Source organism: Pseudomonas sp. GW823-FHT06B06, assembly GCF_058795195.1.
Genome location: NZ_JBXAHO010000006.1, coordinates 99,293 through 116,246, shown reverse-complemented (window position 1 = coordinate 116,246; position 16,954 = coordinate 99,293). Strand labels below are relative to the sequence as shown.

Below are 16,954 nucleotides of genomic sequence, written 5' to 3'. Positions count from 1 at the left end.
CGCCGCGCAAAAAAAAGCCGCCCCGAAGGGCGGCTTTTTCATGGCTTCAATCCAGCGCTTACAACTTAGGACCGGCAGCCTTGATCGCGTCGCTCACTTCAAACTTCTTGAAGTTCTCGATGAACAGGCCGGCCAGTGCTTTGGCGGCTTCGTCGTAGGCGGCTTTATCGGCCCAGGTGTTACGTGGGTTCAGCAGGCCAGTCTCAACGCCCGGTACGGCCACTGGCACGTCGAGGTTGATGGTGTCCAGGTGCTCGGTCTCGGCACCGATCAACGCGCCGCTCTGGATCGCTGCGATCACCGCGCGAGTGGTCGGGATGTTGAAGCGTTTGCCGACGCCGTAGCCACCGCCGGTCCAGCCGGTGTTGACCAGGTAGACCTTGGAGCCGAAGCCGCGGATGCGCTTGATCAGCAGCTCTGCGTATTCGCCAGCCGGACGCGGGAAGAACGGTGCGCCGAAGCAGGTGGAGAAGGTCGACTTGATGCCGCTGCCCGAACCCATTTCAGTCGAGCCCACCAGCGCGGTGTAGCCGGACAGGAAGTGGTAGGCCGCTTGTTCTTCGTTGAGGATCGACACTGGCGGCAGAACGCCGGTCAGGTCGCAGGTCAGGAAGATCACTGCGTTTGGCTCGCCACCGAGGTTCTTCTCGGAACGCTTGGCAACGTGCTCCAGCGGGTAGGCGGCGCGGCTGTTCTGGGTCAGGCTGACATCGGCGTAGTCGGCGTGCTTGGCGTCGTCGATCACGACGTTTTCCAGGACTGCACCGTGCTTGATGGCTTTCCAGATAACCGGCTCGTTCTTCTCGGACAGGTCGATGCACTTGGCATAGCAACCGCCTTCGATGTTGAACACCACGCCCTCGCCCCAGCCGTGCTCGTCGTCACCGATCAGGTAACGGCTTTCGTCAGCGGACAGGGTGGTCTTGCCGGTACCCGACAGACCGAAGAACAGGGTCACGTCGCCTTCTTCGCCGATGTTGGCGGCGCAGTGCATTGGCAGTACGTCGGCAGCCGGCAGCAGGAAGTTCTGCACCGAGAACATGGCTTTCTTCATTTCACCGGCATAACGCATGCCAGCGATCAGCACTTTCTTCTGCGCGAAGTTGATGATCACGCAACCGTCGGAGTTGGTGCCGTCACGCTCTGGAACGCATTCGAAGTTGGCAACGTTGAGCACTTGCCATTCTTCACGGCCAGCCGGGTTGTACTGTGCCGGGTTGATGAACAGGCAACGGCCGAACAGGTTCTGCCAAGCGGTCTGGGTGGTCATCTTCACGGCCAGGTAGTGCTCGGAAGCGGCACCTACATGCACGTGGGAAACAAAGTGCTCTTGCGCGTTGTTGAACGCCTCGACGCGGTTCCACAAGGCATCGAACTTGTCAGCCGGGAACTTGCGGTTGATCGGGCCCCAGGCGATGGCGCCCGTGGTGGTTGGCTCATCAACGATGAAACGATCGACTGGCGAACGGCCGGTACGGTGACCGGTACGTACAACCAGTGCGCCGGTATCGGCAAGCTCGCCTTCACCGCGGTTGAGGGCTTCTTTGACCAGATCATCAACACTCAGATCGGTGTACACGGCGTTATTGGCTTGCGTCATGAGGTTCCCCGTCGGCCAGTGGCCGAGTGCTCCAAACGTTTTGTAGTAGAAAGTCGTGCACTACTACCGCGAAAAAAGTGGGCCGGATTATGCCAGAAAAGCCCAAAAAAAGTAGGGCCCTCCCGTCGTAACGGCGCTATTGCGGTACTTTCCAGTGAATTTACCTGCGCTGAACCGTTTTAGTGCCGGGTATCTGACGGCGTCTCAACACCCGCACCAGCGAACAATTGAGTGACATCGGCGGCATCGAACAGGTACTGCTGGTTGCAGAACTGGCAATCGATCTCGATATTACCGCCGTGCTCGAGCACCAGGTTTTGCGCATCTTCCATACCCAGACTGACCAGCGCATTGGCTGAACGTTCGCGCGAGCAGCTGCAACGGAAGCGCAGTTTCTGCACATCGAACAGACGAACCTGCTCTTCGTGATAGAGACGATGGAGCACGGTTTCGTTGTCCAGGCCCAGCAATTCATCGGCTGTCAGCGTGGTGGCCAGCGCGGTGAGGTGCTGCCAGCTGGCAGCACGTTCTTCCTCGTCTTTCAGGCGATCGGCGGGCAACTGCTGCAGCAACAGGCCACGGGCGCGGCGGCCATCGGCACAGAGCTTGATGCGAGTGCCAATCTGCTGAGACATGACGAAGTAGTTGGTGAAGCAGTCGGACAAGGTTTCGCCGTCCAGATCGACGACGCCCTGATAGCGCTGGCCCTGCTGCGGGTCGATGGTCAATGTCAGCGAGCCATCCGGCATCAGGTCGGCCAGGGTGGCATCGGGGGCAATCCGGTCAGCCTCGTAACGGGCCAGGCCACGGATGTCGCGCTCGCTGGAGCACTCGATCATCAGCAATGGAATCGGGCCTTCGGAGCGGGCCTGAAGGATCAGCAGGCCATCGAACTTCAAGGTGCCGACCAGCAACGCCGCAGCCGCCATCAGTTCGCCGAGCAGTTGCGCAACCGGCTCCGGATAGGCGTGTTTGGCCAGGACTTCAGCGTAGCTGAGTTCCAGCGAAACCATCTCGCCACGGGTGTCGCTGTCATCGAAGATGAAGCGTTGGGTGAAGTCGTTATCCGGTAAGTCGGTCATAAGTCTGGTATCTGAATGGGTGACAAAAATGGTTACAGAACGAGGTTACGCCTTGGCTATAGCGTATGGCTGCCAGGTTGTGGCCTTGAGACCGGTGGCTGTGCGCGCTTTACGACGAATGGCACATGCTCGGCAGACTAATTACCTCATATGGCTACGCACAGGCGCAATTACAAGTCCTGGCCCGACTGGCGCGATCGGTGGCCGGGGCAATCATTCGTTGCTGCTGCCACGAAACTTGAACAGATCCCGCCGCTGTTTCTTGCTCGGTTTGCCATCGGTGCTCACGCCCAGGACGCCTGCCTTGCGCTCGGCCGCGGCATTCTCGCGCTTGGCGATGCTGGCTTCGGTTTCGGCGTACAACGTCTGTGCTTCAGGTGCACCACGGCGCACGATCGAAAGCGCCTGGACCACCACCGTGCGCTCCTCGAAACCGGTGCGAATCACAAATTCATCGCCAATGCGCGGCTCCTTGCCCGGTTTGCAGCGTTCACCCCGGCAGTGCACTTTGCCGCTTTCAATCGCCGCCTTGGCCAAGGCACGGGTTTTGTAAAAACGCGCCGCCCATAACCATTTATCCAGCCGGACTTTGTCATCCTCGTCGTTTTTTTGTGCCATGGGATTTCCTCGTCCTGAAATATTGATGAACTGTACTACCGTTTCTCTCGTACCAAGAATTACGCCGTCTCGGATTACAATGCAGACATTCCAGAACCTCCCCGTGAGGCTGGAAATCCGGGCCGTAGATATCTGTCGCCTTTTAACCATTATTCTGCGTGAATACCGCGAATTCGGCCGCGTGCGGCCAGAGCGGTTTCTACCGGTTGAGCAACTTTGAAGACATTTGACCATTTGACCGTTGTCGGTCTGCGCGAGTGGGTGGCGCTCCCGGATTTGGGAGTCGCGGGCCTTCGGGCAAAAATCGACACCGGTGCCAGCACCTCCAGCCTGCATGCCACCGACATCGAGACTTTCGACCGTGACGGCGAGCAGTGGGTGCGCTTCACCGCGCACCTGGGCACGGTGGTGCAGCTGCGTCACCGCCGCTGCGAAGCACCGCTGGTGACGAGAAAAACCATTAAAAGCTCCAACGGTCATGCGCAGGTGCGATACGTGATCAGCACCACCCTGGCCCTCGGCGATCGGGTCTGGCGGGTAGAGTTCACGCTCGCCTGCCGCAAATCCATGCGCTATCGCCTGCTGCTCGGTTCCAAAGCCCTGATTGATGGCCAGTTGGTAGTCAATCCCGGCATCAAATATGTACAAGACAAGCCGGTGTTCCCGGTATCTACCTCCTCCACAGGTGTTGCATGAAGATCGCTGTGCTGTCGCGGAACCCGCGTCTGTATTCCACCCGCCGCCTGGTCGAAGCCGGTACCGAACGCGGCCATGAAATGGTGGTGGTCGATACCCTGCGCGCCTACATGAACATTGCCAGTCACAAGCCGCAGATCCACTACCGCGGCAAGCCACTGGAAGGCTTCGACGCGGTGATCCCGCGAATCGGTGCTTCGGTCACGTTTTACGGCTGCGCGGTGTTGCGCCAGTTCGAAATGATGGGGGTTTTTCCACTCAACGAATCGGTGGCCATTGCTCGCTCGCGGGACAAGCTGCGCTCGCTGCAATTGCTGTCACGTCGGGGCATCGGATTGCCGGTCACCGGTTTTGCCCACTCGCCGGACGATATTCCCGACCTGATCGAAATGGTCAACGGTGCACCCTTGGTGATCAAGGTGCTGGAAGGCACCCAGGGTATCGGTGTGGTGCTGTGCGAAACCGCCACGGCGGCGGAGTCGGTGATCGAGGCATTCATGGGCCTCAAGCAGAACATCATGGTTCAGGAGTACATCAAGGAGGCTGGCGGCGCCGACATTCGCTGCTTCGTGGTGGGTGACAAAGTCATTGCAGCCATGAAACGCCAGGCCAAACCCGGGGAATTTCGTTCCAACCTGCATCGCGGTGGCAGCGCCAGCCTGATCAAGATCACCCCGGAAGAACGCATGACGGCATTGCGCGCGGCGAAAGTGATGGGCCTGGCCGTGGCCGGGGTGGATATCCTGCGCTCCAATCACGGGCCACTGGTGATGGAGGTGAACTCGTCGCCAGGTTTGGAGGGGATCGAAACCACCACCAGCAAGAACGTGGCGGGGATCATCATCGAGCATCTGGAGAAGAACGGCGGGCCGAACATGACGCGGACCAAAGGCAAGGGTTAACACACCGATCGTTCCCACGCTCTGCGTGGGAACAATCGGGTTAGACGGCATCCCGCGGTAGCATCAGCCCCAACGGCAAGCGCACCCGCGCTTCCAGGCCGCCGCCGGAACGGTTGCGCAATTCAACATTGCCGCCATGCATCGAAGCAATTCGCTTCACAATTGCCAGGCCCAGGCCCGTGCCCTTGCCGCCCCGGGCGCGGTCGCCCCGGGTGAACGGGTTGAAAATCGCTTCCAGCTCCGATGGATCTATCCCGGCTCCACGGTCCATGACGCTCAGGACGACATAAGGCGCACTGGTATCCCCCGACACATACGCCGCCACCTCAACCCCACTGCCCGCGTGATTCAGCGCGTTGCCAATCAGATTGTTCAACAGCCGCTTCATCGACACCCGACGCAACGGGAACGGTGGAATCGGCTCAAGACGCAAACGCACCTTTTCTTCGTTCTGGTTGTACGGCGCGGCGACTTCACGGACAAGATCGCTCAGGTCCACCTCCTCCACCGATTCATCACGCCCATCGCGAATGAACGCCAGGAACTGATCGAGAATGGCGTCCATGTCCTCGATATCGCGCACCATGGCGTCTGTCAGGTCGTTATGGTCACCCATCAGTTCCAGCGACAGGCGTAACCGGGTCAGCGGTGTGCGCAGGTCATGGGAAACCCCGGCCAGCATCAGTTCGCGCTCGCGACCGGCCTGCTCGACGTCTTCGGCCATCTGGTTGAAAGCGCGATAGACCTCGGTCATTTCACTGGGTGTATCACTGATCGGCAGGCGCACGCTGCGCCCCTGGCCGAGTTGCCGCGCGGCATACACAAGGCGCTTGAGGGGTTGGTTTAGCTGGCTGACGAAGATCCACGCCGAAGCCGTGGACAGCAGGCCGATGGCGAGAAACCAGCCGAGCACATTCCAGATTTTCTGGCCACGCAACGGGTGCGGATACAGTGGCACTTTCAGCCAGCCATCGCCCAGGCTGGGCGCGCGCACCCATAGCGCCGGGGGCGAGTGCATGCGCAAGCGCACCTCGGTGTCGGCCCCCAGTTCGTCTTGCATCTGCCGCTGGTAGATCCCGCTGTAAGGCCAGTGTTGTTCACCCTCCGGCACACCGGCGCCGACCACCCGGATCAGGGTTGCAGCCTCGGCAATCTTTTCGCGATTGTTTTCATCGGCGGCCCAGTAGGCGCGCAGCGTCAGGGCGACGCCATGGCTGTACTGGCGGTCCACCAGCACGTCTTCGTTCATCAGCAGATAAACCAAGGTCAGCGCCTTGGAAAACAGGACGACGATCAGCACCAGCCAAAGGGTGCGGGAGAAGAAACTCTGGGGAAACCAAACCGGGGTTTTCATGGGCAACCGTTAAACACGTGCAGGAGCGAGCGATGCTCGCACATTGCCGGTCGAGAGTCTGCGGGCAAGGCCATCAGGCCCTCTGCCCGCACAAACTCGCGCCTACAAATCGACGATCACTTCGCCAGTTACTTCGTGGCGGCGCCATCCGGAACGAATACGTAACCCACACCCCAGACGGTCTGGATGTAACGCGGCTTGGACGGATCGGGTTCGATCATCCGGCGCAGACGGGAAATTTGCACGTCAATGGAGCGCTCCAGGGCATCCCACTCACGACCACGGGCCAGGTTCATCAGCTTGTCCCGGGTCAATGGCTGGCGGGCGTTCATCACCAGCGCCTTGAGCACAGCGAACTCACCGGTAGTGAGCATGTGCACTTCTTCACCACGCTTGAGTTCGCGGGTGGCCAGGGACAGCTCGTAGTCACCGAAGGTCACGCTTTCGTCTTCGCTGCCTGGTGCGCCAGGCACCGGAGCCGACTGACGACGCAGGACAGCTTTTACGCGGGCCATCAGCTCGTCCGGGTTGAAAGGCTTGGCCAGGTAATCGTCGGCGCCCAGTTCCAGGCCCTTGATCCGGCTCAGCTCGTCGCCCTTGGCGGTCAGCATGATGATCGGGATCTGATTGTTCGCTCCACGCAAGCGGCGGCAAGCGGTCAGGCCGTCCTCCCCAGGCAGCATCAAGTCGAGGACGACCAGGTTGAACACTTCACGCGCCAGCAGGCGGTCCATTTGTTCGGTGTTCGGTACGGCGCGGGCACGGTAGCCCTTGCTGACGAAAAAACGCTCCAGCAGGCTGCTGAGGCCCGGATCGTCGTCAACAATAAGAATTTTTTCGCCTTCAGCAATGTTTGCAGTGCTGCTCATTGGATGCTCCTTTGATCTCGGCGCGCATTATGGCGTAGCTGCCGTTATACGCACCGTGTGCATTGTTAGCAGATTTTTCCTTTATCGCCAGAAATCCGGTGATTATGCCTACAACCTGCGATGCCCCCGAATGGCAGAACGCTGGTTATAATGCGCGGCCTTTTGTGTCAGGCAACGTCTGATCGTTACCCCGGTTGACCGCTTTTTATTTTCATGGCGCCGGCAGTAATTGTTCGATTTCACGGGTCAACGGGATACCTTTGATCCAGGTAGCGGCGCAGGCCAGGCCGCTCAACCAGACTCGCCAAGGCCTCATCGTTGCGCCTGCGAGCCTGCTTTCACAATTTGTCAGGTGGTTTTATGGACAGCATCAACAGCCGCATCGCCGAGGAACTCGGTGTACGCCCACAACAGGTCGAAGCGGCCGTCGCGCTACTCGATGAAGGTTCTACCGTTCCCTTCATCGCCCGTTACCGGAAAGAAGTGACCGGCAGCCTCGATGACACCCAATTGCGTCATCTGGAAGAGCGTCTGCGCTACCTGCGAGAACTCGACGAACGGCGCATCAGCATCCTTGCCAGCATTACAGAGCAAGGCAAGCTGACCCCGCAGCTGGAACGCGACATCAAGCTCGCAGACACCAAGACCCGCCTCGAAGACTTGTACCTGCCGTACAAGCAGAAGCGCCGCACCAAGGGCCAGATCGCCCTGGAAGCCGGCCTCGGCGAACTGGCCGACGGCCTGTTCAACGACCCGACCCTGAGCCCGGAAACCGAAGCCGCCCGCTTCATCGACGCCGAAAAAGGCGTGGCCGATGTGAAGTCCGCCCTCGAAGGTGCCAAGTACATCCTCATGGAGCGCTTCGCCGAAGACGCAGGCCTCCTGGACAAGCTGCGCAGCTACCTGAAGCAGGAAGCCACTCTCAGTGCCCGCGTAATTGCTGGAAAGGAAGAGGAAGGCGCCAAGTTCCGCGACTACTTCGAACACGACGAACCGCTGAAGAGCATGCCGTCGCACCGCGCGCTGGCGATTTTCCGTGGCCGCAACGAAGGCATTCTCAGCTCCGCCCTGAAAGTTGGCGATGAACTGCCGGGCACCATGCACCCGTGCGAGGGCATGATCGGCCAGCACGTCGGCATCCAGAACCAGAACCGCGCCGCCGATAAATGGCTGGGTGAAGTGGTGCGCTGGACCTGGAAGGTCAAGCTCTACACCCACCTGGAAACCGACCTGCTAGGTGAGTTGCGCGACGGCGCTGAAACCGAGGCGATCAACGTGTTCGCCCACAACCTGCACGACCTGCTGCTGTCGGCTCCGGCCGGCCCGCGCGCGACCCTGGGCCTCGACCCGGGCTTGCGCACCGGGTGCAAGGTTGCGGTGGTCGATTCCACCGGCAAGCTGCTCGATCACGCCACGGTTTACCCGCACGTGCCGCACAACAAGTGGGACCAGACCCTCGCCGTGCTCGCCGCCCTGTGCGCCAAGCATTCGGTGGACCTGATCGCCATCGGCAACGGCACCGCCAGTCGTGAAACCGACAAGCTGGCCGCCGAACTGATCAAGAAATACCCAGCCATGAAGATGACCAAGGTCATGGTCTCCGAAGCCGGCGCATCGGTTTACTCCGCATCGGAACTGGCTTCCAAGGAATTCCCGGACCTGGATGTGTCGATCCGTGGCGCGGTGTCGATTGCCCGCCGCCTGCAGGATCCGCTGGCCGAGCTGGTGAAGATCGATCCGAAATCCATCGGAGTCGGCCAATACCAGCATGACGTGTCGCAGTTGAAACTGGCGCGGGGCCTGGATGCCGTGGTCGAAGACTGCGTGAACGCCGTGGGCGTCGACGTCAACACCGCCTCCGTGGCATTGCTGGCGCGGATCTCCGGCCTCAACGCGACCCTGGCGCAGAATATCGTCAGCCATCGCGACGAACACGGTGCGTTCAAGACTCGCGCTGCGCTGAAGAAAGTCGCGCGCCTTGGCGAAAAAACCTTCGAGCAGGCAGCAGGTTTCCTGCGCGTCATGAACGGCGAGAACCCACTGGATTCGTCGGCAGTGCACCCGGAAGCCTATCCGCTGGTACAGCGAATTGCCGCCGAGACCGACCGCGATATCCGTTCGCTGATTGGCGATGCCGCGTTCCTCAAGCGCCTCGACCCGAAGAAGTTCACCGACGAAACTTTCGGTCTGCCAACGGTCACCGACATCCTGCAAGAGCTTGAAAAACCCGGCCGCGACCCGCGCCCCGAATTCAAGACCGCAGAGTTCCAGGAAGGTGTCGAAGACCTCAAGGACTTGGAATTGGGCATGATCCTCGAAGGCGTCGTGACCAACGTGACCAACTTCGGAGCATTCGTCGATATCGGCGTGCATCAGGATGGTTTGGTGCACATCTCCGCACTTTCGGAGAAATTCATCAAGGATCCACGGGAAGCGGTGAAGGCCGGTGACGTGGTGAAAGTGAAGGTCATGGAAGTCGACATCCCGCGTAAGCGCGTGGGCCTGTCGATGCGCATGAGCGACACCCCGGGCGAGAAAGTCGACGGTGCTCGTGGTGCGCGTCCGGGTTCGGCGCCACGCCAATCCCAGAACACCGCACCGCGCAAGGAAACCACCGCTGCAGCGCCGAGCAACAACGCCATGGCGTCACTGTTTGCCAACGCCAAACAGCTGAAGAAGCGCTGATGGACATCCCTGCCGGGTACACCGAAAGCGCATTTTTCAAGCTGTTGGGTTGCCGTTTGCACAGCCTGGAAACCGGGGTGGCGCAAGTCGCCCTGGCGCTTGAGCCACAACTGCGCAATCGCGCCAACAAGCTGCACGGCGGGGCCTTGTTCAGCCTGGTGGACATTGCCATGGGGCTGGCCTGCTCCAGCACCCACGGCTTTGACCAGCAAAGCGCGACCATCGAGTGCAAGATCAACTACATCCGCGCCGTCGCCGACGGCGAGGTGATGTGCACGGCGCGGGTTATCCACCCGGGCCGCCGCACGCTGGTGGTCGAAGCCGACGTGATGCAAGGCGACAAACTGGTCGCAAAAGCACAAGGCACGTTCGCTGTCCTGTAGCTAGATGTCATCGATTTGAGTTAATTTCGACGCTGTGACCGCAGCGCCGGAGTTTCCTGTGGGAGCGAGCCTGCTCGCGAAGGTGGTGTATCAGGCGACTTCAATGTCGATTGACACTCCCTCTTCGCGAGCAGGCTCGCTCCCACAGGGGATTGCGACGATCAGAACGTGCACGGCGACAAAAACCAGGCGAAAACGCCAGTTTTAACTTCACCCTTGTAGACCGTCTTGCCCACCCCCATATTGGGGCGACTGACGCGTGAAGGAATCCAACTTGAGCGAACTTCTCAACCGCCGCCTGGCCCTGCTCGGCGAGCGCGCTAACCTCTCTCTGCTCGAACAGTGCCTTCACGGCATCGAACGTGAATGCCTGCGCGTGACCGATGAAGGTCGCCTTGCGCAAACGCCGCACCCGGAAGAATTGGGTTCCGCGCTGACCAACGAACAGATCACCACCGACTATTCCGAGTCGCTGCTGGAGTTCATCACCCCAGCCCTGCCCGACCCGGCGGATACGCTGGCGAGCCTGGACAGCATTCACCGTTTTGCCTACAGCAAGCTCGGCAACGAGTACCTGTGGAGCCCCTCGATGCCGTGTCCGTTGCCGGCCGAGGAAGACATCCCGATTGCCTACTACGGTACGTCCAATATCGGGCAGCTCAAGTACGTCTACCGCAAAGGCCTCGCCCTGCGCTACGGCAAGACCATGCAATGCATTGCCGGCATTCACTACAACTTTTCCCTGCCGGAAAAACTCTGGCCGCTGCTCAAGCAGGCCGAAGGCTTTGTCGGCACCGACCGCGATTTCCAGTCGTCGTCCTATATCGCACTGATCCGCAACTTCCGGCGCTACAGCTGGCTGCTGATGTACCTGTTCGGTGCTTCACCAGCACTGGACGCTGGCTTCTTGCGTGGTCGTTCGCACCAGCTGGAACAGCTGGACCCGGACACCCTCTATTTGCCGTACGCCACCAGCCTGCGCATGAGTGACCTGGGTTACCAGAGCAACGCCCAAGCGGGCCTGACACCGTGCTACAACGATCTGAACAGCTATACCGATAGCCTGCGCAAAGCGGTGGCGACACCCTATGCGCCGTATGTCGAAGTCGGTACCCACCAGGACGGTGAGTGGGTCCAGCTCAATACCAACATCCTGCAGATCGAAAACGAGTACTACTCCAACATCCGCCCCAAACGCGTAACCTATACCGGCGAGCGGCCGATCCAGGCGCTGATGGCCCGCGGCATCCAGTACGTCGAAGTGCGCTGCCTGGATATCAACCCGTTCCTGCCAATGGGCATCGATCTCACCGAATCGCGCTTCCTCGACGCCTTCCTGCTGTACTGCGCGCTGAACGACAGCCCGTTGTTGACCAACACCAGTTGCTCGAATGCGACCTCCAACTTCCTCAGTGTGGTCAAGGAAGGTCGTCGCCCAGGCCTGCAATTGCAGCGCAACGGGCAACCGGTCGACCTGAAAGAGTGGGCGGGCCAATTGCTGGAGCAGATTGCCCCACTGGCCGCACTGCTTGACCAGAGCCATGGCGGCGACGCCCATAGCAAAGCACTGGACGCGCAGATGGCCAAGGTCCAGAACCCTTCCCTGACGCCATCGGCCCAGGTGCTGGCGGCAATGGCCGAGCACAAGGAAAGCTTTGCTCAATTTTCCCTGCGTCAGAGCCGGGCACACGCCGAGTTTTTCCGCAGCGAGCCGTTGCCGGCAGAGCAACAGGCCAGGTTTGAAGAGCTGGCGCGTTCATCGCTGGCCCAACAAGCCGAGCTTGAGCAGAACGAAGTGGGTGATTTCGATGTGTTCGTTGGTGCGTACCAGGCGAGTATTCTGGCGATCAGCAACTAGCGCACTGATCGTTCCCACGCTCTGCGTGGGAATGCAGCCCGGGACGCTCTGCGTCCCTAAGCCGAACGCGCAGCGTCCATGGAGGCGATCTTTCGCTGCGCGTGGGAACGATCAGCTACGCTCCGGCTTAGAATTTTCCGCTCATAAGCTCATTCGAAAAAGTTATTTATTTTCGAATTCTTATATCATTTAGTCTCCTTTCACGCCGACTCTCAGTCGCCTGACAAGGAGCTTCCCGATGAAACTGAATTTCCCCCTTCGCCTCCTGGCGGCCGCCTCTCTGGCGGCGGCGAGCTTTTTGGCCCAGGCAGCCGACGTGACTGTCGCTTACCAGACCACCGTCGACCCGGCAAAAGTCGCACAGGCCGACGGCGCGTATGAAAAAGCCACCAAGGCCGACATCAACTGGCGCAAATTCGATAACGGTGCCGACATCATCGCCGCGATCGCCTCGGGTGACGTGCAGATCGGCTACCTCGGTTCCAGTCCGCTGACAGCAGCGATCACCCGCAAAGTACCAGTGGAAACCTTCCTCATCGCGACCCAGATCGGCGCCGCCGAAGCGCTGGTGGCCCGCGAAGGTTCCGGGATCAAGACTCCCCAAGACCTGATCGGCAAGAAAATCGCCGTACCCTTCGTTTCCACCGGCCACTACAGCCTGCTGGCTGCGCTGAAGCACTGGAACATCGACCCATCGAAAGTCACGGTGCTGAACCTGGCGCCGCCAGCGATCATTGCCGCCTGGAAACGCGGTGACATTGACGCCACCTACGTGTGGGACCCGGCCTTGGGTGTGGCCAAGGAAAACGGCAAGGTCCTGATCACCTCCGGTGAACTGGCCAAGTTCGGTGCGCCTACCTTCGATGCCTGGATCGTGCGCAAGGACTTCGCCGAGAAGCACCCGGAAATCGTCACCGCGTTTGCCAAAGTGACCCTGGATGCCTACGCCGATTACCGCAAAGACCCGCAAGCCTGGCTCGCCAATCAAGGCAACGTCGACAAGCTGGTAAAACTGTCCGGCGCCAAGGCCAGCGACATTCCGCTGCTGCTGCAAGGCAACGTTTACCCGCTGGCGGCTGATCAAGTGGTCACCCTCGGCGCGCCGACCACCAAGGCGATCACCGACACCGCCGTGTTCCTCAAGGGACAAGGCAAGGTTGATGCTGTATTGCCGGACTACGCGCCGTACGTCAGCGCCAAGTTCATCACGGATTGATCAGGAGTTAATGGCGATGGCTTTGCTACAGCTGGAGCGCATCAGCGCACAGTACCCCGGCAGCCCGGAACCTGTGCTGGCGGATATTTCCCTGACCCTCGGCCCCCAGCAGTTGCTGGTTGCCCTCGGCCCGTCCGGCAGTGGCAAGACCTCGCTGTTGAACCTGATTGCCGGTTTCGTCGAGCCCAGTTCCGGGCGTATTACCCTCGATGGCGTACCGGTCAAAGGCCCGAGTGCCGAGCGCGGCGTGGTGTTCCAGGATGACGCCCTGCTGCCCTGGCAGGACGTGCTGGCCAACGTAGGCTTCGGCCTGGAACTGGCCGGCATTGCTCGGGGCAAACGCGAAATCCGCGCAAGGGAAATGCTGGCGCTGGTGGACCTCGCCGGTTTTGAAAACCGCCGGATCTGGCAACTCTCCGGCGGCCAGAAACAGCGTGTCGGCCTGGCCCGCGCGCTCGCTGCCGATCCGCGTGTATTGCTGATGGACGAACCCTTCGGGGCCCTGGATGCCTTCACCCGCGAACAGATGCAAGAGCTGCTGCTGCAAGTCTGGCGGCGCACCGCCAAACCTGTCTTCCTGATTACCCACGACATCGAAGAAGCGGTGTTTCTCGCCACGGATCTGATTCTACTGGCACCCAATCCCGGGCAGATCGTCGAGCGCCTGCATCTGGATTTCGGTCAACGTTACGCCGCGGGTGAATCGGCACGGTCGATCAAGTCCGATCCGCGCTTTATCGAAACCCGCGAGCACGTGCTTGCCAAAGTGTTCTCCCAACGCAGCGCCGCCCAGCGGCAGGAGCGCGCATGAGCAGCTACGAAATTCCCGCCTCAGCGGTTAAACCAGGTACTACAGCCATTGCGCTGCGCCGTAGCTTGAGTACTCGCTGGATCAGTGTGCTGACATTGATCGCGCTGATATTCATTTGGTGGGCTGTCACCGCCACAGGAATGATCGAGCCACTGTTTCTGCCGCCACCGTCCGCCGTGCTGCAAAAAGGCTGGCTGCTGGTCACCAGTGGCTACATGGATTCGACGTTATGGCAGCACTTGGGCGCGAGCCTCAGCCGCATCGGCCTGGGCCTTGGCTTTGCGGTGCTGACGGCCGTGCCAGTCGGTATCGCTATCGGACATAACCGCATTGCACGCGGCATTCTCGATCCAGTGATCGAGTTCTACCGCCCTATTCCACCGCTGGCTTACCTGCCGCTGATCGTGATCTGGTGCGGTATTGGCGAATTGTCGAAAGTGCTGCTGATCTACCTGGCCATTTTCGCCCCGATTGCCATCGCTACCGCCACTGGCGTGCGCACCGTCGACCCGGCCAAATTGCGCGCCGCGCAGTCACTGGGCGCGACCCGTGCACAATTGATCCGCCATGTGATCCTGCCGAGCGCCTTGCCGGACATATTGACCGGGGTGCGCATTGGCTTGGGCGTGGGGTGGTCGACGCTGGTGGCCGCCGAACTGATTGCCGCCACCAGCGGCCTGGGTTTCATGGTGCAGTCCGCTGCGCAGTTCCTGGTCACCGATGTGGTGGTGCTGGGGATTCTGGTGATCGCGCTGATTGCCTTCGCGATGGAGATGGGCCTGCGTGCCCTGCAACGCAAGCTGGTGCCATGGCACGGCCAGGCTCACTAATGCCTCCTGTTTTTGTTCGATACCCGGATTGAAGAGAACCACCATGAGCAACCTGACCATCGTCCCTCTAAGCTCGGCCCTCGGCGCACAGATCAGCGGCGTCGACGTCAGCCAGCCGCTGAACCTGGAACAACGCGACGCCATCGAGCAGGCGCTGCTCAAGCACCAGGTGCTGTTCTTCCGTGACCAACCGATCACCCCGCAGCAGCAGGCACGATTCGCCGCCAATTTCGGCGACCTGCACATCCATCCGATCTACCCGAACGTGCCGGAGCAACCGGAGGTGCTGGTCCTCGACACCGCCGTCACCGACGTGCGTGACAACGCGATCTGGCACACCGACGTGACCTTCCTCCCGACCCCGGCCATGGGCGCGGTCCTCAGCGCCAAGCTGCTGCCGGAGTTTGGCGGCGATACCCTGTGGGCCAGCGGCATTGCGGCGTATGAAGCCTTATCGGCGCCCATGAAAAACCTGCTCGAAGGGCTGACCGCCACCCACGATTTCACCCGTTCGTTTCCACTGGAGCGCTATGGCAACACACCTGAAGCACTGGCCCAATGGGAAGAGACTCGGCGCAAGAATCCGCCGCTGTCTCACCCGGTGATCCGCACGCATCCGGTGAGCGGGCGCCGTTCATTGTTCGTCAACGAGGGCTTCACCTCGAAAATCAACGAATTATCGGAAACCGAGAGCGAGGCGATCTTGAAGTTCCTGTTCGCTCATACCACCCGCCCGGAATTCACCATTCGCTGGCGCTGGCAGAAAGACGACATCGCGTTCTGGGACAACCGCGTGACTCAGCATTACGCCGTGGATGATTACCGCCCAGCGCGCCGGGTGATGCAGCGGGCGACGGTGCTGGGGGATGTGCCGTTCTTTCGCTGAACCGATCGTTCCCACGCTCTGCGTGGGAACGATCAGTGCTCGCTTACTCCGCGGTCGACGGCTTCTCCCAAAGATTGATCCCACCCTCCTGGGCAAACCGATCAATCTGCGCCAACTCTTCAACACTGAAGCTCAAATTCTTCAACGCCCCGACGTTCTCGATGATCTGCTCCGGTCGGCTCGCGCCAATCAACGCCGAAGTCACCCGCGGATCGCGCAGGGTCCAGGCTAGCGCCAGCTGCGCCAGGCTTTGACCGCGACGCTTGGCGATCTCATTGAGCGCACGCACATGGGCAATGTTGGCCTCGGACAAGTGCGAAGCCTGCAACGAATCACCGCCCGGACGGTTGACTCGCGCATCCGCCGGCACGCCGTTGAGGTATTTGTCCGTCAGCAGCCCCTGAGCCAGCGGCGTGAACGCAATCACCCCCGTACCGAGCTCATCGGTGGTGTCCAGCAAGTCCTTTTCGACCCAGCGATTGAGCAAGTTGTAGGCCGGTTGGTGAATCAACAGCGGGACTTTCCATTCTTTGAGCAGCGCCGCCATTTCGCGGGTTTTCACCCCGGAATAAGACGAGATACCGATGTACAACGCTTTACCTTGTTGTACGGCAGTAGCCAAGGCGCTGGCGGTTTCTTCCAGCGGGGTATCCGGATCGAAACGGTGGGAATAGAAAATGTCCACATAGTCGAGGCCCAGGCGTTGCAGGCTCTGGTCAAGGCTGGCGAGCACGTACTTGCGCGAACCGCCGCCCTGACCGTAAGGACCGGGCCACATGTCCCAACCGGCCTTGCTCGAAATGATCAACTCGTCACGGTACTGCTTGAAGTCTTCACGCAGCAAACGCCCGAAGTTGATCTCGGCACTGCCGTACGGCGGACCGTAGTTATTGGCCAGGTCGAAATGGTTGATGCCCAGGTCGAACGCCGTGCGCAACAACGCACGCTGGGTGTCGATCGGCGTGCTGTCGCCAAAGTTGTGCCACAGGCCCAGGGACAGCGCCGGCAGTACCAGCCCGCTACGGCCCACGCGGCGGTAAGGGATGGAGTCGTAGCGGTTTTCGGCAGCGGTGTAAGTCATCGAATCCTCTCTTGTCTGTCTTGAATCTGGTTGCCCAGCATACGCCCGGACAAACGTCAGAAAACCCTGGATTCGAAAAAAGC

Annotated in this window: 15 protein-coding genes; 9 read left to right on the top strand and 6 right to left on the bottom strand. The window is 60.4% G+C overall.

Annotated features, from left to right (window positions below; translation table 11 throughout):
• Positions 1 to 58: 58 nt before the first annotated feature.
• The 3 genes from AC1Q8Q_RS07460 to AC1Q8Q_RS07450 all read right to left on the bottom strand — a co-directional run bounded on the left by AC1Q8Q_RS07460 (position 59) and on the right by AC1Q8Q_RS07450 (position 3,300).
• Positions 59 to 1,600, bottom strand: a complete 1,542-nt coding sequence (locus tag AC1Q8Q_RS07460; protein ID WP_020795787.1) for a phosphoenolpyruvate carboxykinase — start codon at positions 1,598 to 1,600, stop codon at positions 59 to 61.
• Between the two features lie 179 nt (positions 1,601 to 1,779).
• Positions 1,780 to 2,682 carry an Hsp33 family molecular chaperone HslO gene (gene hslO, locus AC1Q8Q_RS07455; protein WP_033045428.1) on the bottom strand — a complete coding sequence of 301 codons (903 nt, stop codon included), beginning with the start codon at positions 2,680 to 2,682 and terminating at the stop codon, positions 1,780 to 1,782.
• Between the two features lie 213 nt (positions 2,683 to 2,895).
• On the bottom strand, positions 2,896 to 3,300 hold the full coding sequence (locus AC1Q8Q_RS07450; protein ID WP_020795790.1) for an RNA-binding S4 domain-containing protein: 405 nt from the start codon (positions 3,298 to 3,300) through the stop codon (positions 2,896 to 2,898).
• Positions 3,301 to 3,516: 216 nt separating this feature from the next.
• On the opposite strand from AC1Q8Q_RS07450, the gene rimB reads away from it, so the two are divergent.
• Complete coding sequence (rimB, locus tag AC1Q8Q_RS07445; protein WP_008057587.1) at positions 3,517 to 3,996, top strand: retropepsin-like aspartic endopeptidase RimB; 480 nt, start codon at positions 3,517 to 3,519, stop codon at positions 3,994 to 3,996.
• Positions 3,993 to 4,898: a 30S ribosomal protein S6--L-glutamate ligase gene (gene rimK, locus AC1Q8Q_RS07440; RefSeq protein ID WP_020795792.1), complete on the top strand. Its 906-nt coding sequence runs from the start codon at positions 3,993 to 3,995 to the stop codon at positions 4,896 to 4,898. The genes rimB and rimK overlap by 4 nt, the downstream gene beginning before the upstream one ends.
• 40 nt (positions 4,899 to 4,938) lie before the next feature.
• On the opposite strand, the gene AC1Q8Q_RS07435 is transcribed toward rimK, so the two are convergent.
• Both AC1Q8Q_RS07435 and ompR read right to left on the bottom strand, forming a co-directional pair.
• Entirely contained in the window at positions 4,939 to 6,252 is a 1,314-nt protein-coding gene (locus AC1Q8Q_RS07435; protein WP_020795793.1) for an ATP-binding protein, read from the bottom strand.
• Between the two features lie 128 nt (positions 6,253 to 6,380).
• Positions 6,381 to 7,121, bottom strand: a complete 741-nt coding sequence (gene ompR, locus AC1Q8Q_RS07430; protein WP_020795794.1) for an osmolarity response regulator transcription factor OmpR — start codon at positions 7,119 to 7,121, stop codon at positions 6,381 to 6,383.
• Between the two features lie 360 nt (positions 7,122 to 7,481).
• Between ompR and AC1Q8Q_RS07425 the strand changes: the two genes are divergently transcribed.
• The 7 genes from AC1Q8Q_RS07425 (at position 7,482) to tauD (ending at position 15,790) form a co-directional block, all read left to right on the top strand.
• Positions 7,482 to 9,806 (top strand): Tex family protein, encoded by a 2,325-nt coding sequence (locus AC1Q8Q_RS07425; protein ID WP_020795795.1) that lies wholly within the window; start codon positions 7,482 to 7,484, stop codon positions 9,804 to 9,806.
• Entirely contained in the window at positions 9,806 to 10,189 is a 384-nt protein-coding gene (locus AC1Q8Q_RS07420) for a PaaI family thioesterase (RefSeq protein WP_020795796.1), read from the top strand. The genes AC1Q8Q_RS07425 and AC1Q8Q_RS07420 overlap by 1 nt, the downstream gene beginning before the upstream one ends.
• A gap of 274 nt (positions 10,190 to 10,463) precedes the next feature.
• A complete protein-coding gene (gshA, locus tag AC1Q8Q_RS07415; protein ID WP_020795797.1) occupies positions 10,464 to 12,047 on the top strand; it encodes a glutamate--cysteine ligase in 1,584 nt (527 codons plus the stop codon).
• A gap of 238 nt (positions 12,048 to 12,285) precedes the next feature.
• Positions 12,286 to 13,263: a taurine ABC transporter substrate-binding protein gene (gene tauA / locus AC1Q8Q_RS07410; RefSeq protein WP_492598457.1), complete on the top strand. Its 978-nt coding sequence runs from the start codon at positions 12,286 to 12,288 to the stop codon at positions 13,261 to 13,263.
• A gap of 16 nt (positions 13,264 to 13,279) precedes the next feature.
• Positions 13,280 to 14,074, top strand: a complete 795-nt coding sequence (gene tauB / locus AC1Q8Q_RS07405) for a taurine ABC transporter ATP-binding subunit (RefSeq protein WP_492598458.1) — start codon at positions 13,280 to 13,282, stop codon at positions 14,072 to 14,074.
• Complete coding sequence (gene tauC, locus AC1Q8Q_RS07400; protein ID WP_020795800.1) at positions 14,071 to 14,904, top strand: taurine ABC transporter permease TauC; 834 nt, start codon at positions 14,071 to 14,073, stop codon at positions 14,902 to 14,904. The genes tauB and tauC overlap by 4 nt, the downstream gene beginning before the upstream one ends.
• 43 nt (positions 14,905 to 14,947) lie before the next feature.
• Complete coding sequence (gene tauD / locus AC1Q8Q_RS07395) at positions 14,948 to 15,790, top strand: taurine dioxygenase (RefSeq protein ID WP_020795801.1); 843 nt, start codon at positions 14,948 to 14,950, stop codon at positions 15,788 to 15,790.
• 43 nt (positions 15,791 to 15,833) lie between these two features.
• Here the strand turns inward: tauD and mgrA are convergent, their stop codons facing one another.
• Positions 15,834 to 16,871 (bottom strand): L-glyceraldehyde 3-phosphate reductase, encoded by a 1,038-nt coding sequence (mgrA, locus tag AC1Q8Q_RS07390; protein WP_033040852.1) that lies wholly within the window; start codon positions 16,869 to 16,871, stop codon positions 15,834 to 15,836.
• Between the last annotated feature and the right edge of the window lie 83 nt (positions 16,872 to 16,954).

Excerpts from the sequence above, each read along its gene's own strand:
- AC1Q8Q_RS07450 (WP_020795790.1), bottom strand. The coding sequence starts at position 3,300 with ATGGCACAAAAAAACGACGAGGATGACAAAGTCCGGCTGGATAAATGG.
- hslO (WP_033045428.1), bottom strand. The coding sequence starts at position 2,682 with ATGACCGACTTACCGGATAACGACTTCACCCAACGCTTCATCTTCGAT.
- tauA (WP_492598457.1), top strand. The coding sequence starts at position 12,286 with ATGAAACTGAATTTCCCCCTTCGCCTCCTGGCGGCCGCCTCTCTGGCG.
- tauB (WP_492598458.1), top strand. The coding sequence starts at position 13,280 with ATGGCTTTGCTACAGCTGGAGCGCATCAGCGCACAGTACCCCGGCAGC.
- tauC (WP_020795800.1), top strand. The coding sequence starts at position 14,071 with ATGAGCAGCTACGAAATTCCCGCCTCAGCGGTTAAACCAGGTACTACA.
- AC1Q8Q_RS07460 (WP_020795787.1), bottom strand. The coding sequence starts at position 1,600 with ATGACGCAAGCCAATAACGCCGTGTACACCGATCTGAGTGTTGATGAT.
- rimK (WP_020795792.1), top strand. The coding sequence starts at position 3,993 with ATGAAGATCGCTGTGCTGTCGCGGAACCCGCGTCTGTATTCCACCCGC.
- AC1Q8Q_RS07420 (WP_020795796.1), top strand. The coding sequence starts at position 9,806 with ATGGACATCCCTGCCGGGTACACCGAAAGCGCATTTTTCAAGCTGTTG.
- AC1Q8Q_RS07425 (WP_020795795.1), top strand. The coding sequence starts at position 7,482 with ATGGACAGCATCAACAGCCGCATCGCCGAGGAACTCGGTGTACGCCCA.
- tauD (WP_020795801.1), top strand. The coding sequence starts at position 14,948 with ATGAGCAACCTGACCATCGTCCCTCTAAGCTCGGCCCTCGGCGCACAG.
- ompR (WP_020795794.1), bottom strand. The coding sequence starts at position 7,121 with ATGAGCAGCACTGCAAACATTGCTGAAGGCGAAAAAATTCTTATTGTT.
- AC1Q8Q_RS07435 (WP_020795793.1), bottom strand. The coding sequence starts at position 6,252 with ATGAAAACCCCGGTTTGGTTTCCCCAGAGTTTCTTCTCCCGCACCCTT.
- mgrA (WP_033040852.1), bottom strand. The coding sequence starts at position 16,871 with ATGACTTACACCGCTGCCGAAAACCGCTACGACTCCATCCCTTACCGC.